The 13,688-nt window shown below is 47.5% G+C and carries 14 protein-coding genes; all 14 read left to right on the top strand.

Annotation, left to right across the window (positions count from 1 at the left end; all coding sequences use genetic code 11):
* Nucleotides 1–112: 112 nt before the first annotated feature.
* Nucleotides 113–943 (top strand): putative hydro-lyase, encoded by an 831-nt coding sequence (locus KQI22_RS02365; RefSeq protein WP_216550478.1) that lies wholly within the window; start codon nt 113–115, stop codon nt 941–943.
* A gap of 141 nt (nt 944–1,084) precedes the next feature.
* Nucleotides 1,085–1,852 carry a LamB/YcsF family protein gene (locus tag KQI22_RS02360; RefSeq protein WP_216550477.1) on the top strand — a complete coding sequence of 256 codons (768 nt, stop codon included), beginning with the start codon at nt 1,085–1,087 and terminating at the stop codon, nt 1,850–1,852.
* A gap of 15 nt (nt 1,853–1,867) precedes the next feature.
* The gene (locus KQI22_RS02355; RefSeq protein WP_253293471.1) at nt 1,868–2,707 is read left to right on the top strand and encodes a DUF4392 domain-containing protein; all 840 of its coding nucleotides are present in this window, start codon (nt 1,868–1,870) and stop codon (nt 2,705–2,707) included.
* Nucleotides 2,704–3,543: an aminotransferase class IV gene (locus KQI22_RS02350; protein WP_216550475.1), complete on the top strand. Its 840-nt coding sequence runs from the start codon at nt 2,704–2,706 to the stop codon at nt 3,541–3,543. Before KQI22_RS02355 ends, KQI22_RS02350 begins: the two co-directional genes overlap by 4 nt.
* Nucleotides 3,544–3,553: 10 nt before the next feature.
* The gene (locus tag KQI22_RS02345; protein WP_216550474.1) at nt 3,554–4,714 is read left to right on the top strand and encodes a PucR family transcriptional regulator; all 1,161 of its coding nucleotides are present in this window, start codon (nt 3,554–3,556) and stop codon (nt 4,712–4,714) included.
* Between the two features lie 224 nt (nt 4,715–4,938).
* Complete coding sequence (locus tag KQI22_RS02340; RefSeq protein WP_216550473.1) at nt 4,939–6,036, top strand: iron-containing alcohol dehydrogenase; 1,098 nt, start codon at nt 4,939–4,941, stop codon at nt 6,034–6,036.
* Between the two features lie 94 nt (nt 6,037–6,130).
* Nucleotides 6,131–6,748: a cytidylate kinase-like family protein gene (locus KQI22_RS02335; protein ID WP_216550472.1), complete on the top strand. Its 618-nt coding sequence runs from the start codon at nt 6,131–6,133 to the stop codon at nt 6,746–6,748.
* 50 nt (nt 6,749–6,798) lie between these two features.
* The gene (locus tag KQI22_RS02330) at nt 6,799–8,007 is read left to right on the top strand and encodes an ABC transporter substrate-binding protein (protein ID WP_216550471.1); all 1,209 of its coding nucleotides are present in this window, start codon (nt 6,799–6,801) and stop codon (nt 8,005–8,007) included.
* Nucleotides 8,008–8,115: 108 nt separating this feature from the next.
* On the top strand, nt 8,116–9,003 hold the full coding sequence (locus tag KQI22_RS02325) for a branched-chain amino acid ABC transporter permease (RefSeq protein ID WP_216550470.1): 888 nt from the start codon (nt 8,116–8,118) through the stop codon (nt 9,001–9,003).
* A 30-nt stretch (nt 9,004–9,033) separates the two neighbouring features.
* Nucleotides 9,034–10,047: a branched-chain amino acid ABC transporter permease gene (locus tag KQI22_RS02320; RefSeq protein WP_216550469.1), complete on the top strand. Its 1,014-nt coding sequence runs from the start codon at nt 9,034–9,036 to the stop codon at nt 10,045–10,047.
* 5 nt (nt 10,048–10,052) lie between these two features.
* Nucleotides 10,053–10,853 carry an ABC transporter ATP-binding protein gene (locus KQI22_RS02315; RefSeq protein WP_216550468.1) on the top strand — a complete coding sequence of 267 codons (801 nt, stop codon included), beginning with the start codon at nt 10,053–10,055 and terminating at the stop codon, nt 10,851–10,853.
* Nucleotides 10,846–11,556, top strand: a complete 711-nt coding sequence (locus KQI22_RS02310; protein WP_216550467.1) for an ABC transporter ATP-binding protein — start codon at nt 10,846–10,848, stop codon at nt 11,554–11,556. Before KQI22_RS02315 ends, KQI22_RS02310 begins: the two co-directional genes overlap by 8 nt.
* 29 nt (nt 11,557–11,585) lie before the next feature.
* On the top strand, nt 11,586–12,926 hold the full coding sequence (locus tag KQI22_RS02305) for an aminotransferase class III-fold pyridoxal phosphate-dependent enzyme (RefSeq protein ID WP_330623237.1): 1,341 nt from the start codon (nt 11,586–11,588) through the stop codon (nt 12,924–12,926).
* 84 nt (nt 12,927–13,010) lie between these two features.
* Nucleotides 13,011–13,670: an L-serine ammonia-lyase, iron-sulfur-dependent subunit beta gene (sdaAB, locus tag KQI22_RS02300; protein ID WP_216550466.1), complete on the top strand. Its 660-nt coding sequence runs from the start codon at nt 13,011–13,013 to the stop codon at nt 13,668–13,670.
* Nucleotides 13,671–13,688: the final 18 nt, after the last annotated feature.

Raw genomic sequence — 13,688 nt, 5'->3', positions numbered from 1 at the left:
TTAGTTATTATGGATCAATATGGATCTTGGTCGTTACAGATGCTACATAGCGGTATATATGAATGGTTACTCATAGGCAACTGACGTGAGAGAAGAGAGGAAGTGATGCAACATGGTAAATAAAATAGAAGACAGTTACCCGGACGGAACCTGCGCGGCTGATTACGCAGACAGCTCACCAAAGGAAGTGCGGCGGCTGATTCGGGAGGAAAAGATCACAGGGGAAACAAGCGGTATGTGCAGCGAGTATGCACAGGCTAACCTTGTAGTGCTCCCTAAGGAGCTTGCATTTGATTTCCTTCTGTTTGCGGCTAAAAATCCGAAAGCGTGTCCAATCCTTGAGGTGACAAATGACGGGGACAGGTATTTAAGCGAGATCGCCGATCATGCGGATATTGCAAAAGATATCCCACAGTACTGTATTTACGAAAACGGCGAGCTGACAGGCAGGTATACCGATGTATCAGCATTTTGGAGAGAAGATCTTGTCAGTTTTCTGATCGGCTGCAGCTTTTCCTTTGAAGGCGAATTGCTGAAAGCAGATATTCCGGTCAGACAGATCGAGGAGCATTGCAATGTACCGATGTATAAGACGAATATTCCCTGTAAAAGCGCAGGGGTATTTCATGGAAATATGGTTGTCAGCATGCGCCCCATTCCTTATGCACTGGTGTCAAAGGCTGTGCAGGTAACAGGGGCGATGCCAAAGGTACACGGCGCACCTGTCCATATCGGAGATCCAAAGGTGATCGGAATCCGGGATCTGGCAAAGCCGGATTTTGGAGATGCGGTTACGATCCGTGAAGGAGAAGTACCGGTATTCTGGCCGTGCGGTGTCACACCGCAGGCTGTGGTCATGGCATCAAAGCCAGGCTTTTGTATCACACATGCGCCGGGACATATGCTGGTAACTGACGTGAAAAATATTAACCTCAAATATTAACATATGCTAACTCTGGTACAGAAGCAGAAAATGATATAGAAACTGAAACCTGAAAAATCGATAGTGTGCCAGAAATCAAAAACTGCATCAGAAGTAGTGAATATGGAAGAGTAAACAGGATACAGAAAGGATGTGTGCAACATGAAAGTAGATTTGAATGCGGATCTGGGCGAGAGCTTCGGAAACTACAAATGTGGTATGGATGAAGAGGTCATACAATATGTTTCGTCTGTCAATGTAGCATGTGGATTTCATGCATCGGATCCGGTCGTTATGGCGGAAACGGTCAGACTGGCAAAAGAAAAAAACACAGCAGTCGGTGCACATCCGGGCTATCCGGATCTGGTCGGCTTCGGCCGGCGGAATATGGCAGTCAGTCCAAAAGAAGTGAAGGCAATGGTGCAGTACCAGATCGGTGCACTGCAGGCATTCTGCGAGGCAGCACATGTCAGTCTGCAGCATGTAAAGCCGCATGGTGCCATGTACAATATGGCAGCCAAAGACGAAAAGCTGGCATATGCGATCGCAGAAGGCATTTATGAAGTGGACAGCGGTTTGATCCTGCTTGGACTGTCGGGCAGTCAGCTGATCAAAGCAGGAGAACAGGTCGGACTTCGTACCGCAAATGAAGTATTTGCGGACAGATCCTATCAGGCGGACGGAACACTTGTACCGCGCGCACAGAAAGGTGCTGTGATCGAAGACGAGGAAACAGCCGTACAGCGGACGATCCGAATGGTACAGGAAGGTGTTGTGACAAGCATAGACGGGACAGAAATTCCGATCAAAGCAGACTCGGTCTGTCTGCATGGGGATGGAAAAAAGGCTGTTGCATTTGCCAGACTGCTGCAGGAGCAGCTCACAGAGGCAGGTGTCACCATAGTACCGATCACACAGGTGATCGCATAGAAAGAAGGGATGCGTATGACAGAAACCATTGAAGATGTTATTTTGCGTTATTCGCAGCGTGGGATACCGTATATCAGGCGATATGTATCGGATAACTGCTGTGAAAAGGCAGCACAGGAAATCCTCTCGTGGGAAAAAGGCGTTGTGTTTTTAACGACCGGATTTTATGTGGCAGGATATGCGGAAACAGATGGCCCGGCAGGAACCGTGGTGCTGGCACTGGCACTGCAAAGACTGGGATATCAGCCGGTGATCCTGACGGATCAGCCGTGTCAGGGCTTTTTTGAACTGGAAATGCTGCCCACTGTCTATGTACCGTATGATGCGGATCAGGAAACCTTTCAGGAACTGATCGAAACCTATCAGCCGAAGGGGATGATCTCGGTCGAACGCTGTGGCAGAAACCGCTTTCTGCAATACGCCAATATGCGGGGGGTGAGCATCAGCGAACACACAGCTCCCATCGATGAGTTGTTTGTGGCTTACCAGGGCATCATTCCTTCGATCGGCGTAGGAGATGGCGGCAATGAGATCGGTATGGGAAAGATCGCAGGCGCGATCAGCAGAAAACTCTCGTTAGAGCCCTGCGTGGTCAGCACCGATATTCTGGTAGTCGCAACCGTGTCCAACTGGGGTGCTTACGGAATTGTGGCAGCCCTGTCCGGCCGTGTGGGGGAAAAACTGCTGCCGGGCTTTTCCTGGATCAGATCCTACATTGCAAAAACGGTGGAGATCGGAAGTGTGGACGGCGTGACACATGAGATGACGTGCACGGTGGACGGCAAGAGTATGCTGACAGAGCAGGAAATCATTACAGCACTGGAAAGGATAGAACAAGGAGGTATATGCGCATGAAAACATTAGGATATTACAATGGAACTTATGATGAACTGGAAAATATGATGGTACCTTTTGATGACAGAGTATGTTTCTTCGGTGATGGTGTCTATGATGCGGGCCCGGCAAGAAATTATCATCTGTTTGCGATCGACGAACATATTGACCGCTTTTTCAATTCCGCAAAGCTGATGGATATGGAAATCCCTTGCTCCAAGGAAGAACTGAAAGAGCTCCTTACTTCTCTGGTACAGAAAATGGATACGGGAGATAACTTTGTTTATTGGGCATGCACAAGAGGAACGGGCATCAGAAACCATGTATATGAAAAAGGTCCGGGCAATCTGTGGGTTATGATCAAGCCGGATCATATCGATCCGTGTCAGAAGCCGATCAAGTGTGTGACAGCGGAAGATAAACGTTTCTTCTATTGTAACTGCAAGACACTTAACCTGCTGCCCTCCGTATTATATGCGGAAAAAGCCTATAAAGCGGGCGCGGATGAAACGATCCTGTATCGTCATGACGGCAGGATCACAGAATGCGCGCATTGCAACTGTCATATCTTAAAGGATGGCATTTTATATACCGCACCGACGGATGATATGATCCTGCCGGGCATTGCAAGGGCACATCTGGTGCGTATGTGCAAAAAGCTGGGGATCGGTGTCAGCGAGACACCTTACTATCTGGAGGATCTGCGAAATGCGGATGAGATCATCGTGACATCTTCCTCCCATGTCTGCATGTATGTGGACGAATTGGACGGAGAGCCGGTTGGCGGAAAAGATCCGGAAACACTGTTCCGTCTGCGTGACGCATTATATGAGGAAATCTGTAAAGCAACAGAATAGGGTGATACATATGGCACTTACAGTGGGTAATCTTTTTAAGGAATCAGTCAAATATAATATGAAGCTGCTGGCAGGACAGGCGGGACTTTGCCGTCCTGTGCAGTGGATCCATATTATTGAAACAAACGAGGGGGCACAGTTTCTGCATGGAAATGAGGTTGTCATCACGGAATGTATTGCCGGAAATGATGAGGAAAAGCTGCAGCGTTTTGTGGATACGATCTACCGTCTGCACGCCAGCGCGCTCATTATCAATACAGGCATGTTCATAAAGACAGTACCGGACAGTGTGGTCGCATTCTGCGAGGAAAAGAAGCTGCCGCTTTTTGCACTGCCGTGGGAAGTTCCGCTTGTGGACGTCACAAGGGAATATTGTCAGATGATCATAGACAATGCAGCGCAGGAGGATACGGTCGCAACGATCATGAAGGATCTGATCTTTCATGTCGGAGAGAAGGACGCGCTTCTGCATCAGCTAGAACGACTTGGCTTTATGACGACCTGCACGATGGCAGCCTTATGTATTTCTCTGCATATGCCACATGGAACGGAGGAATATGTCAGGGAGAGCAGGCATCTGAAAATGGTGGCGGAAAGCTGTGCCAAGCTGATCCATGATCAGTACATTTCCTTTGAATACAGGGAAAAACGGATCCTGCTTTTGATCAATTACACGGCAGAGGATCTGGAGCAGTATCTGGACAGTCTTTTTAAGACTGCATCTGCACATAAGCTCCTGCCACTTATCTCGATCGGCGTGGGAGATATTGTAAAAGGTCCGGAAAATCAGGATGCCAATTTTATGCATGCGTATGCTGCCTGTAAGCTGGCAGCGCGGAAAAAGGAACGCATTCTGTATTACAAAGAAATGGGCATTTACAAGCTGCTGATCGACAATGAAAATACAGAGGCACTGACCGCATTTTATGCGGATTCTGTCGGAAAACTGAAGGATTATGATGAAAAGAACAAAACGGAATATGAGGCATTTGTGAAAACCTATGTGGCATGTGACGGGCATCAGGGAGAGGTCAGTGAAAAATGCTTTATCCATCGCAATACCGTCAACAATTATGTGAAAAAGGCGGAGGAGATCATGGGAATCGATCTTTCTTCCTGGGAAGGGAAGGCAAGACTGTATGTGGCACTCTGCGTAGAAGATATCCTGTAAAGCCGGAGAGGAAATGGATCTATCCGCATGTGCAGATGCACAAAAATGCGTGTTTTGTTTGCTATTGCCAGTGCAAAGGGCAGGTGCTATGATGACTCCAACATCAAACAAAACACAGAAAATAAGACAAAGAAGTCGGGTACAGTGTACACCGGCTTTTTTCTGTGATAGAGTCTTATCACAGAAAATGCTCCGCAGGGACGAAGCTACAGGAGGTGGATGACATGTATCAGATTTTAATGCCCGGCAGAACGATTGTCGGAGAAAATGCAATTTCCATGGCAAAGGAGCAGATCAGCCAGCTTGGAAACCATGCACTGATCATATCCGGCAAGATCGTGGAGAAAAGCGGGATCGTAAAGAAACTGACCGATTCCTTAGAGGAGGCAGGCGTCAGCTACACCGTCTTTACAGATATCAAAGGAGAACCGGATGACCTGATGGTTGCGGCTGCCAAAAAGGTATATGACACAGAAGGCTGCGATATGGTCATCGGGATTGGCGGCGGAAGCCCACAGGACAGTGCCAAAGCAGTTTCCGCAGCATCCGGTTATGCACCGATCGCCTTAATACCGACAACAGCAGGCTCCGGATCGGAAGCAACAAAATTTTACTGCGTGACAGAATCCGCAACGGATACGAAAAAGCTGATCACGGATGAAAAGGTGATCCCAAGGCTGGCGGTCATCGATCCGACGCTTTCCGTTACAGCACCGAAATCAATCACAGCAGCGACCGGAATGGATGCCCTGACACATGCGGTAGAGGCGTATACATCCAGAAAGGCGACACCGTATACCGATATATTTGCCATATCCGCGATCAAACGGGTCTTTACCTATTTACCTGCCGCCTATGAAAACGGCGAAGATCTGGAAGCCAGAACACAGATGGCTCTTGCAGCATACGAAGCCGGTGTCTGTATCAACAATGCAAGCGTGACGCTCGTACATGGCATGAGCAGACCGATCGGTGCACTCTTTCATGTGCCACACGGTATTTCCAATGCCATGCTGATCTCCAAATGTCTGGCATTTGCAAAGGACGGATGTCTTTCCAGATTTGCAGCGATCGGCAGAGCACTTGGCGTGGCAGGAACCGACAAGGAATGTGCAGATGCCTTTTTCATCTATCTGGAAGACCTGTGCAAGACGATCGAGATTCCGACGCTGGAAGCGTATGGCATCAACAAAGAAGCATTTTTCGAAAAGATGGATAAGATGGCGGATGATGCACTGGCAAGCGGCAGTCCGGGAAATACGATCAAAGAAGTGACCAAGGAAGATATCTTACAAATATATAAGAAGTTGTGGGAGGCATAACAATCAGTCAGCATGACCCATACGATAAGCAAAGGAGCTTTTACAAACCGTAAAAGCTCCTTTGTGATTTCTAAATAGTGAGGAGGAGAACAATATGCAGAAATTTGTCATTACGATTGCCAGAGGATTTGGCAGCGGTGGAAAAGAAATTGGTGTAAAACTGGCAGAAAGGCTGGGAATTCCTTGCTATGAGCAGCAGATTCTGAGAATGGCTTCCGAAAGCAGCGGTATTAATGAAGCACTTTTCAATCTGGCAGATGAGAAGATCGAGATCGCAGATAAGCTGAAGGGACTGCCGTTTCATTACGTGGTAGAGCCGTCGGATAAGCGTTTTACATCCAATAACAACCTGTTCAATATCCAGAGCGAGCTGATCCGTAAGCTGGCGGACGAAACATCCTTTATCGTGATCGGAAAATGCGCGGATTATGTACTGAGAGATTATTGCAATGTTGCCAGTTTCTACATAGAAGCACCGCGTGCAGACTGTGTGGCATCCATTGTTAAGAAAATGGGTGTATCGGAAAACGAAGCACATCGTCTGATCGAAAAAACGGATAAATACCGTGCTGATTATTACAAGCATTATACAAACGGAAATTACTGGACGAATCCGGTGAATTATGACATGACACTCAACAGCGCCAGAGTGGGAAGAGACCGTTGTGTCGATGTCATGGAGAATTATGTAAAAGTGAAATTTGGCCTGTAAGCTTTGCGAAGGGTTGAATGATAAATTTTCAAAAAGAGGAGGACAAAACTATGAAAAAACGAATCAAAACAGTCATAACAGCGGCGATGATCGCAGCACTTGGTGCCAGTCTTTTAACAGGCTGTGGCAGCACTGCAGATGAAACGGCTTCCACATCGGGAGCAGCAGAAACATCATCCGATGCGGCGGGCGGAGATTCCGATTCCATCCTGATCGCAGGTATTGCACCACTGACAGGAAGTCTTGCCAGCTGGGGCGAAGGCGCGATCAACGGTTATAATCTGGCGATCAAAGAGATCAACGAAGCCGGCGGTGTAACGATCGGGGATAAGACATACACACTGGAATCCGCAGTATTTGCAGATGATAAGTCGGATGCGACAGAAGCGATCAGCGCATACAACAACTGTGCATCCTATGATATCAGCGCAGTCATCGGTTCTTGTTCTTCCAGCTGTACCCTTTCCTTTGTGGAAACAGCACAGGACAGTGGCATGCTCGTCATCACACCATATTCCACAAATGCAACGATCTGTAAAACAGGTGATTACATTTTCAGAGAATGTTTCTCCGATGCGGATCAGGGCCCGACACTTGCCAAGCTGGCAACAGAAGAATTCGGTGCTAAAAATATTGCAGTCGTAGCGGCAGAAGATTCCGACTACTGCGCAGGTCTTGCAGAAGCAATGGAAGAATCCCTGTCTGAAATGTCAGATGTGACTTATGAGCATTATGGCTGTGTGACAACAGATACAGATTATACAGCACAGATCTCGAAAGCAGTTGAACAGGGTGCTGAAGTTATCATTTATCCAAACAACTATGATACGGTACCTAACTTTGTTTCCCAGGCAAGAGACGCAGGCTTTACAGGCCCGATCCTTGGTGGTGATGCATGGGACGGAACAGATGTTACAGGCTACGAAAGCAAGTTTGATAATTGCTACTATCTGGCACATCTGGATCTTTCCGCTGACACAGAAGCTGTCAAAAATTATGTATCCGCTTACAAGGCAGAATACGGCGAAGACGGTCTGAATGCAGTTTCTTCCCTGTATTACGATTCAGTCAAGATGCTCGCACAGGCAATGGAAGAGGCAGGTTCTTCCGATCCTTCCGTCATCAAGGATACACTGCTTGGCATGAAATATGAAAGCATGGGCGGCGAGATCACTTACGATGAGAACGGTGATGCAAAGAAGCCTTTCACGATCGAAACATTTAAGGACGGAACACTCAGCTATTACGGTAGCTTCTAACTTGTATGATGCAAAGGCCATGTAACACTGGCGTGCATAGGGTGACCGGGCAGGCAAAGGAGCCTTCCGGCCACCCACTAAAAAGAAAAGAAATGGAGATGAGGGCATATGGCTAAATTTATTCAAAGTCTGGCAAACGGATTGAATCTGGGTTCTATTTATGCACTGACAGCTCTCGGTTATACCATGGTCTACGGTATCATCAGAATGATCAATTTCGCACATGGTGATTTCATCATGGTAGGCGGATTTACATTATTCTATGTGATCCCTGTCATGCTCAAACTGGGACTTCCCGCATGGTTTGCCGTATTTGCAGCGATTCTTGTCTGCGTTTGTGTAGGTGTTCTGACAGAGCAGATCGCATATAAACCGGTCAGGGGACAGGGATCTACCACTGCACTGATCACAGCACTTGGTATGAGTCTGGTGCTGGAAAACGGCGCACTTGTTATTTTCGGTTCCGCACCGAGAAACGTACCGCCGATGTTTGACCTGCCGGCAGTTTCCTTTGGCAGCGTCACGATTCCGGCGACAACCATTCTGACACTCGTCATCGGACTTGTCATGATGCTTCTTCTGACACTGTTCATTAAGTATACAAAGCTCGGAAAGGCAATGAGAGCCGTTCCGGAGGATAAGATAGCATCTACTTTGGTAGGAATCAACGTCAATAAAATTATCACTGCGACATTTGCGATCGGTTCCGGTCTGGCAGCAGTCGCATCCATGATGTACACGACATCTTATGTCAGCATCAAAAACGAACTTGGTATCACACTTGGATTAAAAGCTTTTGTAGCCGCTGTTTTAGGCGGGATCGGAAGTGTGCCCGGTGCTATGATCGGTGGACTTTTGCTTGGTATCATCGAGATCATGGTCAAGGTATATATGCTTCCCGGAACTTATGAGGCGGTCACTTATCTGATCCTGATCCTCGTTCTGCTCATCCGGCCGACCGGACTGATGGGCAAAAAAGTAAGCGAAAAAGTATAAGAGAAAGGGAGTGGAGCTATGCCAAAGCGTATGAAAAAAAATTATCTGATCAGTCTGATAGCGGTTGCACTGGGGTTCCTACTTCTTTGTCTGTTATTTGATACAGGAATATTAGGAAAGAAATCTGCATACTTCAATGGCCTTGTTGTCATTGGTATGTTCTATACAATCATTGTCTGTTCCCTGAATCTGCTGACAGGGTATATGGGTGAATTTTCACTCGGTCATGCAGGCTTTATGTCGATCGGAGCCTATGCCTCAGCGATCGTCACAACACTCATTCAGGACCAGACAGATCTGCCGGCGATCGTTTTATATCTGATCGCAATCATCGTAGGCGGACTGGCAGCAGGTCTGATCGGCGTATTAGTCGGTATTCCGGCATTAAGACTCAGCGGCGATTACCTTTGTATCGTTACCGTAGCGGTCGCCGAGATCGTCCGTGTTGTATTAAGTAACTTCGGTATTCCCGCAATTACCGGAAAAGCAACCTTCGGTAAATCCTTTGCAGGCATTGCAAAGGTATCCGATTACCATTACGTCTATATCACAATGGTCATCTGCATCTTCATCATGTACTGCTATATCCGTTCCAGATACGGAAGAGCACTCATTGCCATCCGTGAGGACAGGATCGCAGCCGCAGCATCCGGTATCAATGTCACAAAAACAAAGGTTCTGACATTTACGATCTCCGCATTTTTTGCTGGCGTATCCGGTGCCATTTATGCACATTACATAACAACGTTAGTACCGACTTACTTTAACTTCTCGAAATCATCAGAGTTCCTTGCCATCGTCATCTTAGGCGGCAGCGGCTCTTTGACAGGTTCCATCGTGGCAGCTCCGATCCTTTCTGCACTGCCACAGCTGATCTCCTACGTTGTACCGGCATTTGCAAGCTACAGAATGCTGATCTACGCAGTGATCTTAGTCGTTGTTATGATCTTTAAACCAACCGGTCTGTTTGGCGGACGTGAATTTTCACTGCCGAAGCTGATCGAGAAAATAACCAAAAAGAAAACCCCAAAAGGAAAGAGGTGACTGGTATGGCAGAAGAAAGAGTTCCGGTACTTGAAACAAAATGCCTTGGGATCCAGTTTGGTGGTCTGAAAGCAGTCAATGATGTGAATATTGAAATCTATCCCGGTGAACTGATCGGTCTGATCGGGCCGAACGGTGCAGGAAAAACGACAATCTTCAACCTGATCACCGGTATTTATAAACCAACCTCAGGAAGCTATCTGTTATGTGGCAGGCGGATGAACGGGCTGTCCACGCATCAGGTTGTGGAGGCGGGAATTGCCAGAACCTTCCAGAATATCCGTCTTTTTAAGAAAATGACCGTTCTGGAAAATGTCATGGTCGCTTTTAATAAAGATATGAAATGCAATCTGTTCCAGTCCATCTTCAGAACGCCGTTTTTCTGGAAAGAGGAAGCGGAAACAGCACAGAAGGCGATGGAGCTGTTGAAGCTTTTTCAGCTGGATGGGTTTGCCGATCAGCTCGCGGAAAATCTCCCTTATGGTAAGCAGAGACTTCTGGAGATCGCACGTGCCCTCGCAACGGATATGAAGCTGCTGCTTCTTGATGAACCTGCAGCAGGCATGAATCCGGTAGAAACGGCAGAACTGAAAGAGTCGATCAAGATGCTGCGTGAGAAATTCCGTATTCCGATTCTTCTGATCGAGCATGATATGAGTCTTGTCATGAGTATTTGTGAACGGATCTATGTACTGAATTTCGGTGAGATCCTGGCAAGCGGAAAGCCGGAAGAGATCGCAAACAACAAAGATGTAATCGAGGCTTACCTTGGTAAAGAAGACGAAGGGGGCGAAGAAGATGCTTAAAGTAGAAAATCTGAATGTACACTACGGTGTGATCCATGCGATCGAGGATGTCAATATTGAAGTGCGGGACGGCGAGATCGTTACCCTGATCGGCGCAAACGGTGCGGGAAAAACAACGATCCTGCATACGATCACAGGGCTGAAAAAGGCAACCAGCGGTGCTGTTACGTTTGATGGAACAGATCTTCTGAAAGAACAGCCGAGCAGGATCATCACCCACGGCGTAGCCCATGTACCGGAAGGCAGACATGTATTTGTGGATATGACGGTGCGGGAGAATCTGGAAATGGGAGCTTACATGTTTGGGCGCAAGGATAAGGATAAGATCGCAGCGCGTATGGATAATGTGTTTGAAAAGTTCCCAAGACTGAAGGAACGGCAGAACCAGCTGGCAGGTACGTTTTCCGGCGGGGAACAGCAGATGCTTGCTGTGGGGCGTGCGCTGATGGCGGATCCGAAGATCATCCTGATGGATGAACCGTCCATGGGACTTTCACCGCTGATGGTACAGGAAATCTTCAGTATCATCAAGGAAGTCAATGCGCAGGGCATCACGGTTCTTCTCGTGGAGCAGAATGCCAAGATGGCGTTAAAGGTGGCAAACAGAGCCTACGTGCTGGAAACCGGCAAGATCAAATTATCCGGTGACGCGCAGGAACTGTTGCACAATGATGAGGTAAGGAAAGCATATTTAGGTGCTTAATGATAGTAAATGCAAAGGAGATGTTCATTATGGGAATGACAGGAAAAGAAATCGTAGAAACACAGAAAAAGTATTATTTACAGTCCTGGTCGAAGCAGAAGGATGTAAACCCGATCCCGATGGAAAAGGCAGAGGGTATTTATTTGTGGGATTATGATGGCAACAGATATACCGATATGTCCTCCACACAGGTCAATGTCAATCTGGGTTACGGCAATGAAGATATCAACAATGCCATGAAGGATCAGATCGATAAGTTTGCATGGATGGGACCGGGCTATGGCGTAGAATCGAGAGCAAAACTTGCCAAGATGATCGTAGACCTGATGCCTGACAACATGGGAAAAGTATTTTTCACAAACGGTGGTGCGGATGCGAATGAAAATGCGATTAAAATGGCAAGAATGTATACAGGACGTTATAAGGTCATGAGCCGTTACAGAAGTTACCATGGGTCAACTTTTGGTGCAGGCAATCTGACCGGTGAACCGAGAAGATTCCCATTGGAGCCTGGTATTCCGGGATTTGTGAAATTCTTTGATCCATATCTGTACCGCGAGAGCATCCAGTTCGAGTCAGAGGAAGCTGCAACGGAATTTTATATCGCAAAGCTGCGCGAGCAGATCATCTATGAAGGCAGGGATCAGATTGCAGCGATCATTTTGGAAACCGTGACCGGTACAAACGGTATTATCATTCCGCCGAAGGGCTATCTGCAGGGTGTGCGTAAGCTCTGTGATGAATTTGGCATTGTCATGATCTGTGATGAGGTTATGGCTGGCTGGTGCAGAACCGGAAAGATGTTTGCTTTTATGAATTTTGACGTCAAACCGGATATCGTAACTTTTGCAAAGGGTGTTACCTGTGGCTACATTCAGCTTGGTGGTGCCTGCGTCAGCAAAGAGATCGCCGCATACTTTGACGATCATACGCTTTCCTGTGGTCTGACTTACTGCGGTCATCCGCTTGCCTGTGCAGCAGGTGTTGCCTGTGTCAACTACTACACGAAGGCAAATATCCTCGACAATGTCAATAAGGTTGGTGCCCTTCTGGCTAAAAAGCTGGATGAATTTAAAGAGAAATACAACTGTGTGGGGGATGTCAGACATATCGGTTTATTCTCCTGCGTGGAATTTGTAAAGGATAAGAAGACAAAAGAGCCGATCGTTCCATACGGTCAGGATCCTTACGGAAAGCTGCCTAAGATCATCGGTTCCTTACGTGCCAAAGGCTTCCTGACCTTCGGACATGAAAATATGGTGCTCTGCAATCCGCCGCTGATCATCACGGAGGAGCAGCTTCTGGAAGAACTGGATAAACTCGAAGCAGTTATCCGGGAAGTGGAGACGGATCCGTTCTATATGAAATAAGCGATTTGACTTGACATAGGATAGCCTCAGCGATACGCTGAGGCTATCCTGTTATAAACATGCAACAACGAAAAGAGGAATGCTATGAGTTTAATGAATATCATCGGACCGGTCATGGTCGGCCCAAGCAGCTCTCATACAGCAGGTGCTGTCAGGATCGGTCTGATGGCACGGACACTTTTAAAGGATACACCGGTCGATGGAGAAATCCTATTGCATGGTTCCTTTGCCAAAACCGGAAAAGGACATGGAACGGACAAAGCGATCGTTGCAGGTATTCTGGGGCTTACGCCGGACGATATGCATGTCCCACTGAGCTTTGAACTGGCGCAGGAGAAAAATTTCACCTTTACGATCGGAGCCACGAATCTTGGCGATGCCCACCCCAATACAGCACTCATCAGACTGCGTGGCAGCAGTGGCAGGGAAATAGAAGTACAGGCTTCCTCTGTTGGTGGCGGACGCATCATGGTCAATAAGATTGATGGGATCGATGTCAATTTCAGCGGGGAAAGCCCGACACTCATCGTACACAACCTGGATCAGCCGGGACATGTGGCAGAGGTCACCTCCATGCTGGCACATAAATCCGTCAATATTGCCACAATGCAGCTTTACCGCGAGAGAAGAGGCGAGTATGCGGTTATGGTCATCGAGACAGACCAGCCGATCCCGGACAACGCCATTGCTTGGCTGGAACATCTGGAAGGAATCATCAAGGTAACTTATTTTAACGGATTATAATATGATGCCAGGGTCAAA

Origin of the sequence: Kineothrix sp. MSJ-39 (genome assembly GCF_018917935.1) — a bacterium.
GTDB lineage: Bacteria > Bacillota > Clostridia > Lachnospirales > Lachnospiraceae > CAG-194.
This window is presented reverse-complemented; position numbering and strand designations above follow the sequence as displayed.